Source organism: Enterobacter sp. EC_50, assembly GCF_019584525.1.
GTDB classification, from domain to species: domain Bacteria; phylum Pseudomonadota; class Gammaproteobacteria; order Enterobacterales; family Enterobacteriaceae; genus Enterobacter; species Enterobacter roggenkampii.
This window is the reverse complement of record NZ_VDAF01000025.1, coordinates 1-18,349: the sequence shown is the minus strand read 5'-3', so window position 1 is coordinate 18,349 and position 18,349 is coordinate 1. Positions and strand designations below refer to the sequence as shown.

The window sequence follows — 18,349 nt, the reverse complement described above, 5'->3', positions numbered from 1 at the left end:
AATAGCTTTCCTCCCAAATTCAACAACCTGTGATCTCCGTCGGCGCATTCGCTTGACGACAAATTGAGCGCATGTTAACAGAATGTTTTGCCTTTATTTGGCCCGTCAGATAAGGAACATTCATGTTACGGTACAGCCTCTTAACCGCCGGGCTGATGCTCGGCGCCTCTGCCTTTGCCGCCCCGGCAGGGGATCTCCCCTTAATGCCCTGGCCTGCGAAGGTCGAACGCCCGACCACCCAGGGCGCACTGGTGCTCAGCAACAACGTCTCTGTAAGCGTCAGCGGGGACGATCTCGGTGACGCCGTCAACCGACTGCGCCAGCGCATCGCCCTGCAAACCGGCTGGACGCTGCAGCCTCAGGCTGAAAAGCCAGACAAACCAACTATCCGCATCGCCATCGCTAAAAAGGTGAAGCCGCAGCCGCTGCCGGACAGCGATGAAACCTATAAGCTCACGGTGGACGCCAACGGCGTGAACATCTCTGCCAACACCCGCTTCGGTGCCTTGCGCGCCATGGAAACCCTGCTCCAGCTGGTGCAGAACGGGGCGGAAAACACCTCGATCCCGTGGGTGACCATTGAAGATTCACCGCGCTTCCCGTGGCGCGGGCTGCTGCTCGATTCGGCACGCCACTTTCTCCCGCTGCCGGATATCAAACGCCAGATCGACGGCATGGCCGCGGCGAAGCTCAACGTGCTGCACTGGCATTTGACCGACGACCAGGGCTGGCGCTTCAGCTCGAAGCGTTATCCAAAATTAACCCAGCTTGCCAGCGACGGGCTGTTCTACACGCCTGAGCAGATGCGCGAGGTGGTGCGTTACGCCGCCGAGCGCGGCATTCGCGTGGTGCCGGAGATCGACATGCCGGGCCACGCCTCGGCGATTGCCGTGGCCTACCCGGAGCTGATGAGCGCCCCGGGGCCGTACGCCATGGAACGCCACTGGGGCGTGCTGAAGCCGGTGCTGGATCCGACAAAAGACGCAACTTACGCTTTTGCCGACGCGATGGTCAGCGAACTGGCGGCGATCTTCCCCGATCCGTATCTGCATATCGGCGGCGACGAGGTGGACGACAGCCAGTGGAAAGCGAATCCGGCCATCCAGCAGTTTATGCGCGACAACAGGCTGGCAGACAGCCACGCGCTGCAGGCGTACTTCAACCGCAGGCTGGAAACGATCCTCGAGAAGCATCACCGCCAGATGGTCGGCTGGGATGAGATCTACCATCCCGATCTGCCGAAAAGCATTCTGATCCAGTCCTGGCAGGGCCAGGACGCGCTGGGGCAGGTGGCGCAGAACGGCTACAGGGGCATTCTGTCGACCGGCTTTTATCTCGACCAGCCCCAGTCCACCGCCTATCACTACCGCAACGAGATCGTCCCGCAGGGGTTAAACGGCGTGGACGTGATAGCGGACACCGACAGCGCCCAGAGCTGGGCCTTCTCCATGCCGCGCCTGAAGGGCAAGCCGGTGGAGGGGAGCTTCACGCTGGTGAAAGGGGATGCCGGCTGGCGCGGGTTTATTGATTTTGCCGGGAAATCCCGCCGCGCGGTGCAGGATATTGAATGGCGGGATGACAATCAGGTGACCTTCACCGTCGATACCTGGATGGGCGAAACGCGCCCGGTTGTCACCGTTGATAACGACAAACTCTCCGGTTATTTCCTCGTCGGGAATACGCGCTACCCGATTAGCGGCACGCGTCTGGACGACGTGCCGAAAGGCGTTCCGCCCGTCGTGCCGGACGTGGCGAACCAGTCCAACCTGCTCGGCGGCGAAGCGGCGCTGTGGGCGGAAAACGTGGTGGCGCCGGTGCTGGATATTCGTCTGTGGCCGCGTACGTTTGCGGTGGCGGAGCGGCTCTGGTCCGCGCAGGACGTCAACGACGTCGACAACATGTACACCCGCCTGCAGGCGATGGACAGCTGGTCGACGGTGTCGGTCGGGCTGCAGCAGCATACCCAGCAGCAGGTGCAGTTCACGCGCCTCGCCGGTAATGCCGACACGCTGCCGCTGCAGGTCCTCGCGCAGGCGATTGAACCGGCTCAGTATTACACCCGCCAGCACCTGAAGTTCCAGGCAGGAAACTACCATCAGTTCGAGCCGCTCAACCGCTTTGCGGATGCGCTGAACGCCGAAAGCACCACCGTGCGCCAGATGCACAAATGGGCGGACCGTCTGGTGAGCGATGCGGAAGACACGGAAAGCGCCGACGCCCTGCGCCACGTCTTTAACCGCTGGCAGAGCAACACCAGCGACGCGCTGGCCTTAAGCGAAAACAGCTATCAGCTGAAGGCGATGAAGCCGGTGATCCAGGAGGTGGATAAGCTGGCGTCGATTGGCCTGCGGCTCACCGACCTGGTGGCGCGTCAGGGCACGCTGGATGACAAAGAGATCGCCTCGATTCAGAGCGAGCTGGATAACGCGGCGAAGGTGCAGGACGAAGTGGTGATTGCGGCGGTCTATCCGCTGGAGACGCTGCTGCGCGCCACGCGGAATCAGTAGCGGGCCATAAAAAAGGCAGCCTGGGCTGCCTTTTTTCATCGCCAAAGCGAATTAGCGACGAACGGCAATCGCTTCGATTTCAATTTTCACGTCTTTTGGCAGACGCGCCACTTCCACGCAGGAGCGCGCCGGGAAGGTGGCGTTATGCTCGGTGAAGAACGCTTCGTAAGTGGCGTTAACGGTCGCGAAATCGTTCAGATCCTTCACGAACACGGTGGTTTTCACGATATCACCCACTTTCAGACCGGCAGATTCCACGATAGCCTGCACGTTTTCCAGCGACTGACGCGCCTGCGCCGCGACATCTTCCGGCACCGCGCCGGTTTTTGGGTTTACGGGGATCTGACCTGAAGTGATGATCATGCTGCCCAGATCAACGCCCTGAACGTAAGGGCCGATAGCGGCTGGTGCATTTTCCGTCGCGAGTACTTTGCTCATGTTTTCTCCAGAATTACAGCGTTAAGAATGTTCCCGGCCATTATAACAGCCGGGATTTCATTACCAACCTCAATTAGTTGGCCAGCACCACATAATGAGAAAACTCTTTTTCGCAGTATTTGCATTTGAGTGCGATGTCATTCGCGCGCTTTTTCACTGCGAAACTGGAGGAAACCGGCTCAGCATGACTGATGCAGTTGCTGTTCGGGCAGACCAGCACGCTTTCGATACGTTCTGGCAGGCTCGGGCGGGATTTGCCGACCACTTCGTACTCGTCGATGCGGTTGACGGTGGCGTCCGGCGCGTACAGCGACAGCTGGTTAACCTGCTCGTCGGTCAGGAAGGTGTTCTCGATTTTGATCAGGTCTTTGCGGCCCATCTCGCCCGACGGCAGGTTCAGGCCGATGGTGATGCGCTGGTCAGTTTCGGTCAGTTTGAACAGCGTCAGCAGCTTAAAGCCCACCTGCGCAGGGATGTGGTCAATCACGGTGCCACGCTTGATGGCTTCAACCTGGAGTTTGTTATCGTGTGTCATGGTCGTCTCCCCTTACAGAGCTAATTCGCGATTCAGAACCAGTGCCAGTAACGCCTGGCGGGCGAAGATGCCGTTTCCGGCCTGCTGGAAGTACCAGGCGTGCGGCGTTTTATCGACGTCTGTGGTGATCTCATCGATGCGCGGCAGCGGATGCAGGACCTTCATGTTGTCGCGTGCGCCTTCCAGGTCGCTGGCGCGCAGCACGAACTGCGCCTTCACGTTGGCGTATTCGGACGGGTCCAGACGCTCTTTCTGCACGCGGGTCATATACAGAATATCCACGTGGCTCATCACCTCTTCGATGCTGGCATGCAGGCTCCACGCAATGCCTTTCTCGTCCAGCATGTCGAGGATGTATTGCGGCATTGCCAGCGCGTCCGGGGCGATGAAGTAGAAGCGGTTGCCGTTAAATTTCGCCAGCGCCTGGGTCAGGGAGTGTACGGTGCGGCCATACTTCAGGTCGCCAACCATGGCGATATTCAGGTTCTCGAGCTTGCCCTGGGTCTCCTGAATGGTAAACAGATCCAGCAGGGTCTGCGTCGGGTGCTGGTTGGCACCGTCACCGGCGTTCAGCACCGGAATGCCGCCGGAAAACTCGGTTGCCAGACGCGCCGCGCCCTCCTGCGGGTGCCGCATCACAATCGCGTCGACGTAGGTGCTGATGACTGAAATGGTATCCGCCAGGGTCTCGCCTTTTTTACCCAGCGACGTGTTGCTGCTGTCCGAGAAGCCCACCACGCTCGCGCCCAGGCGGTGCATGGAGGTCTCAAAGGAGAGGCGGGTGCGGGTCGAGGCTTCAAAGAAGCAGCTCGCAATCACCTTGTGCTTCAGCAGCTCCGGTTGCGGATTGGCCTTCAGTTTTGCCGCGGTTTCCAGAACCAGTTCCAGCTCTTCGCGGCTGAGGTCGTTTATGGAAATGATGTGTTTTTGATAAAGCGGATTCATGTTTATCTCCTGACGCCGGGCAAAAAAAAGCCCCTCAAATGAGGGGCTCTGGGAATAGGTTTAGCAACGGGAAGAAAAACGGCAGGCCAGCGTCTGATTTCAGACGCGGTAAGACGTTATGTCGTACACGCTTGACCATGCTTCCTCCCGGCAAATTGTCGGGCATTATACGCAGCTCGCTTTTCGGATCAAGCGATTTAATGCACGCTTTACTCAATGCAAACGGTTCTTTGTGAATATTAATGCGTTCTGAGTAAATAATTAATTTGCTTATGCACCAGCGCGGTGCGCTTTACCACCCGGGGGGCGACCCAGACAATACTGCTGCCGGCCACCACGCCTAAAATTTCCGGAAGCTGGTGATAATCCAGAATACGCGCCACCGCGCGGCCATATCCGGCGACGGTATGGACAAGGATAAACTCGCTATTATGCTCAACGCTGACCACCATTTCCGAAACGGTACGCGCGGCGTCGGGGGCAGGGCGCAGTTGAGGATTCAACGAATAAATCTTTAGCCCTTTGGCATTTCGAATTTTTATGACTCCGAGCAACTTCAGCAATCGCGAAACGGTCGACTGGCTGATGCTGTCAAACCCTCTCTCCTGCAGGTCGCGGCGAATCTCTTCCTGCGAAAGGTAACTCTTTTCGGCGATCAAACGCTGGCACACCGTGAGCTGCAGCTGTTCTTTGGGAGAGTACTCTTCGTAATCCATCATGTTTCCCATATCAGTTCCCGAAATAACCGGTGACACCGCACCGATCCGTAGGCCGGATAAGCGCAGCGCCATCCGGCAAATTACAACAACGCCCCCAGACTTAACGCCACCATAATCACCACCGTCAGGATCGCCAGCAGCGGCGCCACCCATTTCAGGTAGCGCACGTAAGGTACCCGGGCGATAGCCAGCCCGCCCATAACCACCGCAGAGGTCGGCGTGACGAGGTTAACGATGCCGGAGGCCGACTGGTAAGCCGTAACCACCAGGTCGCGGTTGACGTTAGCGAAATCAGCAAGCGGCGCCATGATCGGCATCGTCAGAACGGCCAGGCCGGATGAAGAAGGCACAAGAAACGACAGCACGACTTCCAGCCAGTACATCACGTTGATAAACGCTACCGTGAACAACCCGCTGACCAGCCCTTCCGCGCTGTGCAAAATGGTGTGGGTAATCATGCCCTTATCCATGATGACTACGATACCGCGCGCGATGCCGATAATCAGCGCGACGCCCAGCAAATCTCGCGCGCCGTTGATAAACGTCGACGTCAGCTCCTCTTCGCTCATGCGGGCAATCAGGCCGACGATGATCGCGCTGGCGAGAAACACCGCTGAAATCTCCGCCATCCACCAGCCCAGCACCGCCACGCCGTAAATCATCACCGCGAAGGCCAGAGCGAAAATCACCAGGATGATTTTGCGCACCGGGGTGAATTCCAGGGACTGTTCGCCCTTGTTGCCGAGGAAATGGGCGAGGTTCTCCTCCTGCTTGTCTGCAACGATGGACTGCGAGGGATCCTTGCGTACCTTGCGGGCGTAGAGCATCACCCACGCCACGCAGATGATCCAGCCGATGACCAGCAGCGCCACGCGCAGGGCGATGCCGTTGGTGAAGGGGATCCCGGCGGCGTTGGCGGCGATCACCGTGGCAAACGGGTTAATGGTGGAGCCGAGGGTGCCGATCCCCGCCCCGAGCAGCACGGTAGAGGCGGCGACAACCGGATCGAACCGCGCGGCCAGCATCACCGGCACCAGTAAGGTATAGAAGGGCAGTGACTCTTCGGCCATACCGTAAATCGTGCCGCCTGCGGCAAACAGCGCCATCAGGATCGGGATCATCCACTCCTCGCGTCCGCGCAGTCGGGTGGTCACACGCTCGATCCCGGCGTCAATCGCCCCGGTTTTGGTGACGATCCCGAGGAATCCCCCGATGATCAGAATAAACAGCGCCACGTCGATCGCCCCGGCCTGGCCGGATTCCGGATCGTACAGCCCGGCAATCGGCGCCATCAGCACCGAAACCAGCCCCTGCGGATGCGCCGCGACGTGCGCGTAGGTGCCTGCAACGGGGACGTCTTTGCCGAGCGCCTCGTTCATTGCCATATGGTACTGCCCGGCCGGGACAATCCACGTCAGCACGGCCACGACGGCAATCAGAAAAAAGAGAATGGTGTAAGCGGAGGGAAACTTGAACTTGCCCATGATGTTCTCCTTAAACCCGGCGCACCCCGCGGCGCGCCGGGCGGTGATTAGTCGCCGAGTGTCGCCACCATGACCGCTTTAATGGTGTGCATGCGGTTCTCTGCTTCGTCGAAGACGATGGAGTTCGGTGATTCAAAGACCTCTTCCGTCACCTCCAGCCCCTTCAGCCCGTACGCCATCTCGATTTCGCGGCCCACCTTCGTGTGCTCGTTGTGGAACGCGGGCAGGCAGTGCATGAACTTGACGTTCGGGTTGCCGGTGGCCTTCATGACCTGGGCGTTAATCTGATACGGCTTCATCAGGCTGACGCGCTCGGCCCAGGCTTCCTTCGGCTCGCCCATGGAGACCCACACGTCGGTGTAGAGGAAATCGGTCCCCTGCACGCCTTCTTCCACGTCGTCGGTGAGGGTGATGCGCGCGCCCGTCTCTTTCGCAATGGCGCGGCACTGCTCAACCAGGCCTGCCTCCGGCCAGAAGGATTTCGGCGCAACGAGGCGGATATCCATCCCCATCTTGGCCGCACCGACCATCAGGGAGTTGCCCATGTTGTTGCGCGCGTCGCCGAGATAGGCAAAGCTCAGCTCAGGCAGGGTTTTGCCCGGGGAGTGCTCCAGCATGGTCATCAGGTCGGCGAGAATTTGCGTTGGGTGGAACTCGTCGGTCAGGCCGTTCCACACCGGCACGCCCGCGTACTCGCCCAGCTCTTCGACGATGGCCTGCCCGTAGCCGCGATATTCGATGCCGTCATACATGCGGCCCAGCACGCGGGCGGTGTCTTTCATTGACTCTTTATGGCCAATCTGCGATCCGCTTGGGCCGAGATAGGTGACCTGCGCGCCCTGGTCGAACGCGCCCACTTCGAAGGCGCAGCGGGTGCGGGTGGAGGTTTTTTCAAAGATCAGGGCGATGTTTTTCCCGACCAGGGTTTGCTTCTCGCGCCCGGCTTTTTTGGCGGCCTTGAGCTCGATGGCGAGGTCGATCAGGTACTGGATCTCCGCCGGGGTATAGTCCAGCAGTTTGAGGAAGTTGCGGTTTTTCAGGTTGATGGTCATGGGTAAATCCTTTTTAAAATGAGTGTTCAGTTACGAATCAACGTGCCTTTCTCGCCCGCGAGGATCTCCGCGCCGTCGGCCAGCGCGCCGATCCCGGCAATGCCGTTGCAGGCTTCAACGAACTCGCGGCAGGCGGCCACCTTCGGCCCCATCGATCCGGCGTCGAACTGCATGCCCCTGAGCAGCTCCGGCGTCACCTGCGCCAGCGGACGCTGGGTTGGTTTGCCCCAGTCGAGGTACACCGCGTCGGCATCGGTGAGGATCAGCAGGGCATCGGCCTCGATCTGGCGCGCCAGCAGGGCGGCGGAGAGGTCTTTATCGATTACCGCCTCGATCCCGCGATAGCCGTTGGCCTGTTCCACCACCGGCACCCCGCCGCCGCCGTTGCAGATCACCAGGTGGTCGCGCTGGATCAGCGCCGTGATGGCGTCGCTCTCAACGATGCGCTTCGGCTGCGGAGAGGGCACCACGCGGCGGACGTAGCTGCCGTCGGCCTTAAACACCCAGCCTTTCTCTGCGGCCAGCGTTTTTGCCTGGGCTTCGCTGTAGACCGGGCCGATGTATTTGGTCGGGTTACTGAAGGCCGGGTCGGCGGCGTCCACTTCTACCTGGGTGAGCAGAACGCTCACCTCCCGCTGCGGCAGGCTGTTTTTCAGCGCCTGCTGGAGCATGTAGCCGATCATTCCTTGGCTTTCGGCGCCAAGAACGTCCAGCGGGTAGGGCGTGACTTTGTCGTAGGCGCTGTTCTGCAGCGCCAGCAGCCCGACCTGCGGCCCGTTGCCGTGTACCAGCACCACGCGCCACTGCGCCGTCAGCCCGGCGATGGTGCGGGCGGCCTGCTCGATGTTCTGGCGCTGGATCTCCGCTTCCAGCGGCTCGCCGCGCTTGAGCAGCGCATTGCCGCCCAGGGCCACAACCAGAGTGGGTTTTCGTTCCATGATGGCTCCTTTAAATTCCGTCGCGTTCCAGCGGGCAGCTCATGCAGCGCGCGCCGCCGCGGCCGCGTCCGAGTTCGTCGCCCGGGATGGGCAGCACGGTGATACCCGCTTTGTCGTATTTCTCGTTGGTCCAGACGTTGCGCTCGTAGCCAATCACCACGCCGGGGCGGATGGTCAGGACGTTATTGGCGTCGTTCCACTGCTCGCGTTCGGCCTCAAAGGCGTCGCCGCCGGTGGTGATCAGACGTACCTGGTTAATGCCGAGCGCCTTCTCGATGGCGTGCAGCAGGTCGGTTTCCTGGGTGCGCAGCAGGCCGCCGCGTCCGTCCGGGGTGAGCGTCCAGCACTGGGCGTCTTTGCGCACCACTTCCGGGTAGACGGAGAAGGTATCCACGTCGATGTGGGTCATGACGGTGTCGAGGTGCATGCAGGAGCGGTGTTTGGGCAGCTCAACGGCAATCACGCGCTCGGCCTGGCGGTGTTTGAACAGGCTGTTGGCGAGGAACTCCACGCCCTGCGGGGTGGTGCGCTCGGACATGCCGATCAATACCGCGCCGCGGCCAATGACTAATACGTCGCCGCCTTCTAAAGTGGCGTGGTCGTAATTAATATTCTCGTCGCCGAAATACTTAATAAAATCGCCGTCGGCGAACGCCGGGTGCCAGCGATATATTGCCCGCAGGTTATTAGTTTCACGCTGACGCGCCGGTTTGGCCATTGGGTTAATAGAGACGCCGTTATAGATCCAGCAGGAGGTATCGCGGGTAAATAAATGGTTCGGCAGTGGCTTCATAATAAAATCATTCGCCGTGTGGGTATCCACCACCATATTTTTAATGGCTGCCGGAATTTCACCGTAGGTTAATCCGCCGCTTAATCTGCGCGCCAGTTCCCGGTGCGGCATATCCGCCAGCCAGCCGCGCACGTCGCCAGCAAAGGTTGGGCCGAGGCGGTAGTCAGAGATTTGCGTCTCCAGCAGCCAGGCTTTCGCCTCAGCGATATCAAGGGTTTGTGTCAGCAGGTCGGTCAGCAGCAGGACTTCCACCCCCTGCTCACGCAGCGTGTTGGCGAAGATGTCATGCTCCTCACCCGCCCGCTCAACCGAGAGCACGTCATCGAAAAGCAGCTCCTGACAGTTTGATGGCGTTAAGCGTTTCAGACTTAAATTTGGGCGGTGCAGCATAACGCTACGCAATTGACCAATTTCAGAACCGACGTAATGCTTTTCCATAATTATTCCTTTAACTGTTTTTCAGAATAAAAAGGGCATGCGCCATGTGATGTATTTAATTGCATGGCGGCTAAGCTCAATTGATTTCGTGGTTCATACTAGGCAGTTAAATAATCCGTATTGTGATATTGCTCACGCGAAAATGGATATTAAGCGGTTTATTTTCATTAGCATGATTCGCATCAGATAATGATTAATTGGCTATTCTGGCGAGGTGAATAGCTAAGCACTATCCGTTGTCATTATTTGCAGTTGTTAGTGTTTTGTAGAATTTAATGCTTTGAAATATTTTGTTAAGCTGTTGATTTTAAATGTTTTTATTGGTTGTGTGGAATGACTATGCAATATTGCTAATTAACTATTTTTGGCTTAAGGAAAATCAATAAATATTTATTGAATTTAATAGCAAATTATCAAAGTGATAAAATGTGAAGCTGTAGCGAGTTTTGTTGTTAAGGCATGACGATCAGTAAGTTAGCGCAAGGCCGTGATAACGAAGAACTGAAGATATGCATAATGACTGCATAAATGCCTGCGAGGGCTTAACAGCAAATTAACACCATTCCCGATAAACATGCGTTCGCGCAAAACCCGTCTAAAAAGCGCTGGTATGGCAGCTAGGATTCTCGTATAAAAGATAAAAATGAAACGTTGTTTTATATCGAGGGTTTTCTGATGATTATCGGCAACATCCACCATCTGCACTCCTGGCTGCCTGACGAACTGCGACAGGCCATTGAGCACGTTAAAACTCACGTCACCGACGCCACGCCGCTCGGCAAGCACGACGTCAACGGCAACAGCCTGTTTTATCTGGTCTCCGAAGACACGACCCAGCCGTTCGCCGAGCGCCGCGCCGAGTACCACGCGCGCTATCTGGATATTCAGATCGTGATGAAGGGTCAGGAAGGGATGACCTTCAGCACCCTGCCGCCCGGCACGCCGGACACCGACTGGCTGGCGGATAAAGATATCGCCTTCCTGCCGGAAGGCGAGCAGGAGAAAACCGTGGTGTTGAGCGAAGGGGATTTTGTGGTGTTCTGGCCGGGTGAGGTGCACAAGCCGCTGTGCGCGGTGGGGGCACCTGCTAAGGTCAGGAAAGTGGTGGTGAAGATGCTTGTAGAGTAACTCCTCTCCCAAGGGGAGAGGGTGTAAAAGTCCCCTCTCCCTGTGGGAGAGGGTTAGGGTGAGGGCATCAGGCCGCACCTTCCAATATGTGATCCAGCTTAAATTTCCCGCACTCCCTCTCCATCTCTCATTTACCTGCGCTTTTCCTGCGTCATAGTATGATCGTTAATTTATCGAACGCTGTTCTATAATATAGAACAAAATGATTCAGCAAGGAGATCTCATGCCGCAGTCCGCGTTGTTCACGGGAATCATTCCCCCTGTCTCCACCATTTTTACCGCCGATGGCCAGCTCGATAAGCAGGGCACCGCCGCGCTGATCGACGATCTCATCAAAGCAGGCGTTGACGGTCTGTTCTTCCTGGGCAGCGGCGGCGAGTTCTCCCAGCTCGGCGCCGAAGAGCGTAAAACCATTGCCCAATTTGCTATCGATCATGTCGATCGTCGCGTACCGGTCCTGATCGGCACCGGCGGCACCAACGCCCGGGAAACCATTGCGCTGAGCCAGCACGCGCAGCAGGCAGGGGCGGACGGCATCGTGGTGATCAACCCTTACTACTGGAAAGTGTCGGAAGCGAACCTGATCCGCTATTTCGAGCAGGTGGCGGACAGCGTCACGCTGCCGGTGATGCTCTACAACTTCCCGGCGCTGACCGGGCAGGATCTGACCCCGGCGCTGGTGAAAACCCTCGCCGACTCGCGCAGCAACATCGTCGGCATCAAAGATACCATCGACTCCGTTGCCCACCTGCGCAGCATGATCCACACCGTCAAAGGTGCCCATCCGCACTTCACCGTGCTGTGCGGCTACGACGATCATCTGTTTAATACCCTGCTGCTCGGCGGCGACGGGGCGATTTCGGCGAGCGGCAACTTTGCCCCGCAGGTGTCGGTGAATCTTCTGAAAGCCTGGCGTGATAAAGACGTGGCGAAAGCGGCTGAGTATCATCAGACCTTACTGCAAATTCCGCAGATGTATCAGCTGGATACGCCGTTTGTGAACGTCATTAAAGAGGCGATTGTGCTCTGCGGCCGCCCGATTTCCACGCACGTGCTGCCGCCCGCCTCTGCGCTGGACGAGCCGCGTAAGGCGCAGCTGAAAACCCTGCTGCAACAGCTCAAGCTCTGCTGAGCCGGACGATAACCATGACCATCGAGAAGATTTTCACCCCGCAGGACGAGGCGTTTTATGCCGTCATCACCCACGCGGCGGGGCCGCAGGGCGCGCTGCCGCTGACCCCGCAGATGCTGATGGAATCCCCCAGCGGCAACCTGTTCGGCATGACGCAGAACGCCGGGATGGGCTGGGATGCCAACAAGCTGACCGGCAAAGAGGTGCTGATCATCGGCACCCAGGGCGGCATCCGCGCCGGGGACGGACGCCCGGTCGCGCTGGGCTACCACACCGGGCATTGGGAAATCGGCATGCAGATGCAGGCGGCGGCGAAAGAGATCACCCGCAACGGCGGGATCCCGTTTGCGGCCTTCGTCAGCGATCCCTGCGACGGCCGTTCTCAGGGCACGCACGGCATGTTCGACTCCCTGCCGTACCGCAACGACGCGGCGATCGTGTTTCGCCGCCTGATCCGTTCCCTGCCGACGCGCCGGGCGGTAATAGGCGTGGCAACCTGCGATAAAGGGCTGCCCGCCACCATGATTGCCCTGGCCGCGATGCACGACCTGCCGACCATTCTGGTGCCGGGCGGGGCGACGCTGCCGCCGACCGTGGGGGAAGATGCGGGCAAGGTGCAGACCATCGGCGCGCGCTTTGCCAACCACGAACTCTCCCTGCAGGAGGCCGCCGAGCTGGGCTGTCGCGCCTGCGCCTCGCCGGGCGGCGGGTGTCAGTTCCTCGGCACGGCGGGCACCTCGCAGGTGGTCGCGGAAGCGCTGGGGCTGGCGCTGCCGCACTCCGCGCTGGCCCCGTCCGGGCAGGCGGTGTGGCTGGAGATCGCCCGCCAGTCGGCGCGGGCGGTGAGCGAGCTGGATAACCTTGGCATCACCACGCGCGATATCCTCACCGACAAAGCCATCGAAAACGCCATGGTGATCCACGCGGCGTTCGGCGGCTCGACGAATTTACTGCTGCACATCCCGGCCATCGCCCACGCGGCGGGCTGCACGATCCCGGACGTAGAGCACTGGACGCGCGTCAACCGCAGGGTGCCGCGCCTGGTCAGCGTGCTGCCCAACGGCCCGGACTATCACCCGACCGTGCGCGCCTTCCTCGCGGGTGGCGTGCCGGAGGTGATGCTTCACCTGCGCGATCTTGGCCTTCTGCATCTGGACGCCATGACCGTCACCGGCCAGACGGTGGGCGAAAACCTCGACTGGTGGCAGGCGTCCGAGCGCCGTGAGCGCTTCCGCCAGTGCCTGCGCGAGCAGGATGGCGTGGATCCGGATGACGTGATCCTGCCGCCTGAGAAGGCAAAAGCGAAAGGGCTGACCTCAACGGTTTGCTTCCCAACGGGCAACATCGCGCCGGAAGGCTCGGTGATCAAGGCCACGGCGATCGACCCGTCGGTCGTCGGTGAAGATGGCGTTTACCGCCACACCGGCCGGGCGCGGGTGTTTGTCTCGGAAGCGCAGGCTATCAAGGCCATCAAGCGGGAAGAGATTAAGCAGGGCGATATCATGGTGGTGATCGGCGGCGGGCCGTCCGGCACCGGCATGGAAGAGACCTACCAGCTTACCTCCGCGCTGAAGCATATCTCGTGGGGCAAGACGGTGTCGTTAATCACCGATGCGCGCTTCTCGGGCGTGTCGACGGGCGCCTGCTTCGGCCACGTGTCGCCGGAGGCGCTGGCGGGCGGGCCGATTGGTAAGCTGCGCGATAACGACATCATCGAGATAGCCGTCGACCGACTGACATTAACGGGCAGCGTCAACTTTATCGGCACCGTGGATAACCCGCTGACGCCGGAGCAGGGCGCACGCGAGCTGGCAATGCGGCAGACGCACCCGGACCTGCACGCCCACGACTTTTTGCCGGACGACACCCGCCTGTGGGCAGCATTACAGTCGGTCAGCGGCGGCACCTGGAAAGGCTGTATTTATGACACCGATAAAATTATCGAGGTAATTAACGCCGGTAAAAAAGCGCTCGGCATTTAATTATTTTTCACGCGGTTGTCGTCTACGGAATATATTCCGTGGGCGGCTTTTTCTTGTCTTTATTTTATCAATTTAAACAATAAGTTGTGATATATCGTTGGCGTCACAAAAGCAAAATAACGTAATTCAGAAATAAGATATGACCATTGCTGGTTAATTGAACAGCTCATTACACTCCATTAACACGATGTTGTAATTCAGCACACTACATAAGGGTGTAATTCTGATGACGCAATTAACCATGAAAGACAAAATTGGCTACGGGCTGGGTGACACCGCCTGCGGCTTCGTCTGGCAGGCCACGATGTTCCTGCTGGCCTATTTCTACACCGACGTCTTCGGCCTGTCGGCGGGGATTATGGGGACGCTGTTTTTGGTCTCCCGCGTGCTCGACGCCGTCACCGACCCGCTGATGGGGCTGCTGGTCGACCGCACCCGCACGCGTCACGGCCAGTTCCGCCCGTTCCTGCTGTGGGGCGCCATCCCGTTTGGCATCGTCTGCGTGCTGACCTTCTACACGCCGGACTTCTCCGCGCAGGGCAAAATCATCTACGCCTGCGTGACCTACATTCTCCTGACCTTGGTTTATACCTTCGTTAACGTGCCGTACTGTGCCATGCCGGGCGTCATTACCGCCGACCCGAAAGAGCGTCACGCCCTGCAGTCGTGGCGTTTCTTCCTGGCGGCGGCGGGATCGCTCGCCATCAGCGGCATTGCCCTGCCGCTGGTGAGCATCATCGGCAAGGGGGATGAGCAGGTGGGCTATTTCGGCGCCATGTGCGTGCTGGGGCTGACCGGCGTGGTGCTGCTCTACGTCTGCTTCTTTACCACCAAAGAGCGCTACACCTTTGAGGTGCAGCCGGGCTCGTCGGTGGCGAAAGATCTCAAGCTGCTGCTCGGCAACGGCCAGTGGCGGATCATGTGCGCGTTCAAGATGATGGCGACCTGTTCCAACGTGGTGCGCGGCGGGGCGACGCTCTACTTCGTCAAATACGTGATGGATCACCCGGAGATGGCGACCCAGTTTTTACTCTACGGCAGCCTCGCCACCATGTTTGGCTCGCTCTGCTCCTCCCGACTGCTGGGCCGCTTCGATCGCGTCACCGCCTTCAAGTGGATCATCGTCGCCTACTCGCTGATCAGCCTGCTGATTTTCGTCACCCCGGCGGAGCACATCGCGCTGATTTTCGCCCTCAACATCCTGTTCCTGTTCGTCTTTAACACCACCACGCCGCTGCAGTGGCTGATGGCCTCTGACGTGGTGGATTACGAAGAAAGCCGCAGCGGGCGACGCCTGGACGGGCTGGTGTTCTCCACCTACCTGTTCAGCCTGAAGATTGGCCTGGCGATTGGCGGGGCGGTGGTGGGCTGGATCCTGGCGTACGTGAACTACTCCGCCAGCAGCAGCGTGCAGCCGGTGGAAGTGCTGACCACCATCAAAATTTTGTTCTGCGTGGTGCCGGTGGTGCTCTACGCGGGCATGTTCATCATGCTGTCGTTCTACAAGCTCACCGACGCCCGCGTGGAGGCCATCAGCCAGCAGCTGATCAAGCACCGCGCGGCGCAGGGCGAGGCCGTTCCCGACGCCGCGACAGCCGCATCCCATTAACCGGAGGCACTATGCAAATCACTAACCCCATTCTGACCGGCTTCAACCCGGACCCGTCCCTGTGCCGCCAGGGCGAGGACTACTACATCGCCACTTCGACCTTCGAGTGGTTCCCGGGCGTGCGCATCTACCACTCCCGCGACCTGAAAAACTGGTCGCTGGTCAGCACCCCGCTGGACCGCGTGTCGATGCTGGACATGAAGGGCAACCCGGACTCCGGCGGCATCTGGGCGCCGTGCCTGAGCTACGCCGACGGCAAATTCTGGCTGCTCTACACCGACGTGAAGATTGTCGACTCGCCGTGGAAAAACGGCCGCAACTTCCTCGTCACCGCGCCGTCCATTGAGGGACCGTGGAGCGAGCCGATCCCGATGGGCAACGGCGGGTTCGATCCGTCCCTGTTCCACGACGACGATGGCCGCAAGTACTACCTCTACCGTCCGTGGGGGCCGCGCCACCACAGCAACCCGCACAACACCATCGTGATGCAGGCGTTTGACCCGCAGACCGGCACCCTCTCGCCCGAGCGCAAAACCTTGTTTACCGGCACGCCGCTCTGCTACACCGAGGGGGCGCACCTTTATCGGCACGCGGGATGGTACTACCTGATGGTGGCCGAAGGGGGCACCAGCTACGAGCACGCCGTCGTGGTGCTGCGTTCCAAAAATATCGACGGGCCGTACGAGCTGCACCCGGACGTGACGATGATGACCAGCTGGCACCTGCCGGAGAATCCGCTGCAGAAGAGCGGCCACGGCTCGCTGCTGCAGACCCACACGGGGGAGTGGTACATGGCCTACCTCACCAGCCGCCCGCTGCGTCTGCCCGGCGTGCCGCTGCTGGCCTCCGGCGGGCGCGGCTACTGTCCGCTGGGCCGCGAGACCGGTATCGCCCGCATTGAATGGCGCGACGGCTGGCCGTACGTGGAAGGCGGCAAGCACGCGCAGCTGACCGTGAAAGGCCCGCAGGTGGCGGAGCAGCCTGAAGCCGTTCAGAGCAGCTGGCGGGAGGACTTCGATGGCAGCACGCTCGACCCGGAACTGCAGACCCTGCGTATTCCGTTCGACGACACCCTCGGCTCACTCACCGCGCGCCCGGGCTATTTACGGCTCTACGGCAACGACTCGCTCAACTCGACATTCACCCAGTCGACCGTGGCGCGCCGCTGGCAGCACTTCACCTTCCGGGCCGAGACGCGGATGCAGTTCTCGCCGGTCCACTTCCAGCAGAGCGCGGGGCTGACCTGCTACTACAACAGCAAAAACTGGAGCTACTGCTTTGTGGACTTCGAGGAGGGGCAGGGGAGAACCATCAAGGTTATTCAGCTCGACCACAACGTGCCGTCATGGCCGCTGCACGAGCAGCCGATTCTGGTGCCGGAGAGTGCGGAGAGCGTCTGGCTGCGGGTGGACGTGGATACGCTGTTTTACCGCTACAGCTACTCGTTCGACGGCGAGACGTGGCACACCGTGCCGGTAACGTATGAGGCGTGGAAGCTGTCGGACGACTACATCGGCGGGCGCGGCTTCTTTACCGGCGCGTTTGTGGGGCTGCACTGCGAGGACATCAGCGGTGACGGCTGTCACGCGGACTTCGACTACTTCACCTACGAGCCGGTTTAACGGCTCAGGCCGGGTAGCCCAGCGCGCGTGACAGCGCGAGCCCGGCCTGCTGAAGCTGTTCGCGGAAATTAGCCAGCTCGGCGTCGTCCACGCGCGAGGTCAGGGTCGACAGGCTCAGGGCGGCGATGACGCGGGATTCATGGTTCCACACCGGCACCGCCACGCAGCGCACGCCCTGCTCGTTCTCTTCGCTATCCAGGGCGTAACCCTGCTCGCGGGTCTGCGCCAGAGCGGCCATTAATGCTTCGCGAGAGGCGAGGGTGGAAGGGGTATAGGTGGTGTACTGATAACCCTCCAGCAGGGCGTTCAGCTCGGTCTCGCCCAGCCAGGCAATCAACACCTTGCCGATGGCGGTGGCGTGGACCGGCAGGCGGCGGCCGATGCGCGAATAGGCGATGGCGGCCAGCTTGCCTTCAATCTTCTCGATATAAACCCCTTCACGCCCGTCAAGGATCCCCAGATGGGTGGTCTGCCCGGTCCGCTGGGACAGCTCCGTCAGCCAGCCTTTCGCCTTCTGACGAATATCGATGGAGCCCACGACAAAATGGCCGCGCTCGACCAGCTTCATGCCGAGGCGATATTTGCCGTTCTCCGGGTTCTGATCGATATAGCCATGAAGCTGCAGGGTTTTCAGCAGCGAGTGGAGGGTACTCTTGCTCAGCCCCATCAGTTTGCTGATGTCGGTGATCTTAAGCTCGGTGGCCTGCTCGTTGAACAGGTCGAGGATCTGCAACGCACGTTCAACAGACTGAATAATCGGCATAATGCTGGTATGTCCACGCTGGAATTAAGGCGAAAACGTACCTTTTTCGGGGTGAAAAATCAATGAAATGGAGCTGGCCTGATCCGCCCGGCGGCGCTACGCTTGCACGGGCCTACGGGTTGTGTAGGCCGGGTAAGCGCAGGGTATGAACCGGATACATGGGTAACAGTTATAACTGGCATAGAAGAGGAGACTCGCTATGCCCTGGACTGAGACCCGACCTATGCAACGCCTTGATTTTATCCGTGCCTGCCATGCAGGTAC

At 59.7% G+C, this 18,349-nt stretch carries 16 protein-coding genes and 1 pseudogene; 7 read left to right on the top strand and 10 right to left on the bottom strand.

The features are described 5' to 3' along the window. Positions 1-122: 122 nt before the first annotated feature. Entirely contained in the window at positions 123-2,507 is a 2,385-nt protein-coding gene (locus FHC48_RS18780) for a beta-N-acetylhexosaminidase (protein WP_059362826.1), read from the top strand. Positions 2,508-2,558: 51 nt separating this feature from the next. Here FHC48_RS18780 and ridA read toward each other — a convergent pair whose 3' ends face one another. The 4 genes from ridA to FHC48_RS18760 form a co-directional block, all read right to left on the bottom strand. Then, positions 2,559-2,945, bottom strand: a complete 387-nt coding sequence (ridA, locus tag FHC48_RS18775; RefSeq protein WP_008501391.1) for a 2-iminobutanoate/2-iminopropanoate deaminase — start codon at positions 2,943-2,945, stop codon at positions 2,559-2,561. A 73-nt stretch (positions 2,946-3,018) separates the two neighbouring features. Continuing rightward, complete coding sequence (gene pyrI / locus FHC48_RS18770) at positions 3,019-3,480, bottom strand: aspartate carbamoyltransferase regulatory subunit (RefSeq protein ID WP_008501390.1); 462 nt, start codon at positions 3,478-3,480, stop codon at positions 3,019-3,021. A 12-nt stretch (positions 3,481-3,492) separates the two neighbouring features. Then, on the bottom strand, positions 3,493-4,425 hold the full coding sequence (gene pyrB / locus FHC48_RS18765) for an aspartate carbamoyltransferase (protein ID WP_032651472.1): 933 nt from the start codon (positions 4,423-4,425) through the stop codon (positions 3,493-3,495). A gap of 34 nt (positions 4,426-4,459) precedes the next feature. Continuing rightward, a complete protein-coding gene (locus FHC48_RS18760; RefSeq protein ID WP_022646880.1) occupies positions 4,460-4,564 on the bottom strand; it encodes a pyrBI operon leader peptide in 105 nt (34 codons plus the stop codon). Here FHC48_RS18760 and FHC48_RS18755 point away from each other — a divergent pair. Beyond that, positions 4,544-4,661: pseudogene (locus FHC48_RS18755) on the top strand (hypothetical protein). The gene FHC48_RS18760 and the pseudogene FHC48_RS18755 sit on opposite strands and share 21 nt — an antisense overlap. A 3-nt stretch (positions 4,662-4,664) precedes the next feature. Here the strand turns inward: FHC48_RS18755 and FHC48_RS18750 are convergent. From FHC48_RS18750 to arcA, 5 genes are all read right to left on the bottom strand, one after another. Then, positions 4,665-5,144 carry an arginine repressor gene (locus FHC48_RS18750; protein WP_025912003.1) on the bottom strand — a complete coding sequence of 160 codons (480 nt, stop codon included), beginning with the start codon at positions 5,142-5,144 and terminating at the stop codon, positions 4,665-4,667. An 80-nt stretch (positions 5,145-5,224) separates the two neighbouring features. After that, positions 5,225-6,628, bottom strand: a complete 1,404-nt coding sequence (locus FHC48_RS18745; RefSeq protein WP_059362823.1) for a YfcC family protein — start codon at positions 6,626-6,628, stop codon at positions 5,225-5,227. 47 nt (positions 6,629-6,675) lie between these two features. After that, entirely contained in the window at positions 6,676-7,680 is a 1,005-nt protein-coding gene (gene argF, locus FHC48_RS18740; RefSeq protein WP_008501386.1) for an ornithine carbamoyltransferase, read from the bottom strand. A 26-nt stretch (positions 7,681-7,706) separates the two neighbouring features. Further along, the gene (gene arcC, locus FHC48_RS18735) at positions 7,707-8,618 is read right to left on the bottom strand and encodes a carbamate kinase (RefSeq protein WP_023293410.1); all 912 of its coding nucleotides are present in this window, start codon (positions 8,616-8,618) and stop codon (positions 7,707-7,709) included. 10 nt (positions 8,619-8,628) lie between these two features. Further along, complete coding sequence (gene arcA / locus FHC48_RS18730; protein WP_008501384.1) at positions 8,629-9,849, bottom strand: arginine deiminase; 1,221 nt, start codon at positions 9,847-9,849, stop codon at positions 8,629-8,631. A 675-nt stretch (positions 9,850-10,524) separates the two neighbouring features. On the opposite strand from arcA, the gene FHC48_RS18725 reads away from it, so the two are divergent. The 5 genes from FHC48_RS18725 (at position 10,525) to FHC48_RS18705 (ending at position 17,322) form a co-directional block, all read left to right on the top strand. Beyond that, entirely contained in the window at positions 10,525-10,977 is a 453-nt protein-coding gene (locus FHC48_RS18725) for a YhcH/YjgK/YiaL family protein (protein ID WP_059360922.1), read from the top strand. A gap of 223 nt (positions 10,978-11,200) precedes the next feature. Beyond that, on the top strand, positions 11,201-12,109 hold the full coding sequence (gene yagE / locus FHC48_RS18720) for a 2-keto-3-deoxygluconate aldolase (protein ID WP_059362821.1): 909 nt from the start codon (positions 11,201-11,203) through the stop codon (positions 12,107-12,109). 14 nt (positions 12,110-12,123) lie between these two features. Next, a complete protein-coding gene (gene yagF / locus FHC48_RS18715) occupies positions 12,124-14,091 on the top strand; it encodes a xylonate dehydratase YagF (RefSeq protein WP_045415480.1) in 1,968 nt (655 codons plus the stop codon). 226 nt (positions 14,092-14,317) lie between these two features. Continuing rightward, positions 14,318-15,700: an MFS transporter gene (locus FHC48_RS18710; protein ID WP_023326596.1), complete on the top strand. Its 1,383-nt coding sequence runs from the start codon at positions 14,318-14,320 to the stop codon at positions 15,698-15,700. A gap of 11 nt (positions 15,701-15,711) precedes the next feature. Then, positions 15,712-17,322 carry a glycoside hydrolase family 43 protein gene (locus tag FHC48_RS18705; protein ID WP_220418948.1) on the top strand — a complete coding sequence of 537 codons (1,611 nt, stop codon included), beginning with the start codon at positions 15,712-15,714 and terminating at the stop codon, positions 17,320-17,322. 4 nt (positions 17,323-17,326) lie between these two features. Here FHC48_RS18705 and xynR read toward each other — a convergent pair whose 3' ends face one another. Further along, positions 17,327-18,085: a DNA-binding transcriptional repressor XynR gene (gene xynR / locus FHC48_RS18700; RefSeq protein ID WP_023617555.1), complete on the bottom strand. Its 759-nt coding sequence runs from the start codon at positions 18,083-18,085 to the stop codon at positions 17,327-17,329. Between the last annotated feature and the right edge of the window lie 264 nt (positions 18,086-18,349).

Bases quoted from the DNA above. Each gene is read 5' to 3' on its own strand.
- FHC48_RS18780 (WP_059362826.1), top strand. From the start codon at position 123: ATGTTACGGTACAGCCTCTTAACCGCCGGGCTGATGCTCGGCGCCTCT.
- ridA (WP_008501391.1), bottom strand. From the start codon at position 2,945: ATGAGCAAAGTACTCGCGACGGAAAATGCACCAGCCGCTATCGGCCCT.
- pyrI (WP_008501390.1), bottom strand. From the start codon at position 3,480: ATGACACACGATAACAAACTCCAGGTTGAAGCCATCAAGCGTGGCACC.
- pyrB (WP_032651472.1), bottom strand. From the start codon at position 4,425: ATGAATCCGCTTTATCAAAAACACATCATTTCCATAAACGACCTCAGC.
- FHC48_RS18760 (WP_022646880.1), bottom strand. From the start codon at position 4,564: ATGGTCAAGCGTGTACGACATAACGTCTTACCGCGTCTGAAATCAGAC.
- FHC48_RS18750 (WP_025912003.1), bottom strand. From the start codon at position 5,144: ATGATGGATTACGAAGAGTACTCTCCCAAAGAACAGCTGCAGCTCACG.
- FHC48_RS18745 (WP_059362823.1), bottom strand. From the start codon at position 6,628: ATGGGCAAGTTCAAGTTTCCCTCCGCTTACACCATTCTCTTTTTTCTG.
- argF (WP_008501386.1), bottom strand. From the start codon at position 7,680: ATGACCATCAACCTGAAAAACCGCAACTTCCTCAAACTGCTGGACTAT.
- arcC (WP_023293410.1), bottom strand. From the start codon at position 8,618: ATGGAACGAAAACCCACTCTGGTTGTGGCCCTGGGCGGCAATGCGCTG.
- arcA (WP_008501384.1), bottom strand. From the start codon at position 9,849: ATGGAAAAGCATTACGTCGGTTCTGAAATTGGTCAATTGCGTAGCGTT.
- FHC48_RS18725 (WP_059360922.1), top strand. From the start codon at position 10,525: ATGATTATCGGCAACATCCACCATCTGCACTCCTGGCTGCCTGACGAA.
- yagE (WP_059362821.1), top strand. From the start codon at position 11,201: ATGCCGCAGTCCGCGTTGTTCACGGGAATCATTCCCCCTGTCTCCACC.
- yagF (WP_045415480.1), top strand. From the start codon at position 12,124: ATGACCATCGAGAAGATTTTCACCCCGCAGGACGAGGCGTTTTATGCC.
- FHC48_RS18710 (WP_023326596.1), top strand. From the start codon at position 14,318: ATGACGCAATTAACCATGAAAGACAAAATTGGCTACGGGCTGGGTGAC.
- FHC48_RS18705 (WP_220418948.1), top strand. From the start codon at position 15,712: ATGCAAATCACTAACCCCATTCTGACCGGCTTCAACCCGGACCCGTCC.
- xynR (WP_023617555.1), bottom strand. From the start codon at position 18,085: ATGCCGATTATTCAGTCTGTTGAACGTGCGTTGCAGATCCTCGACCTG.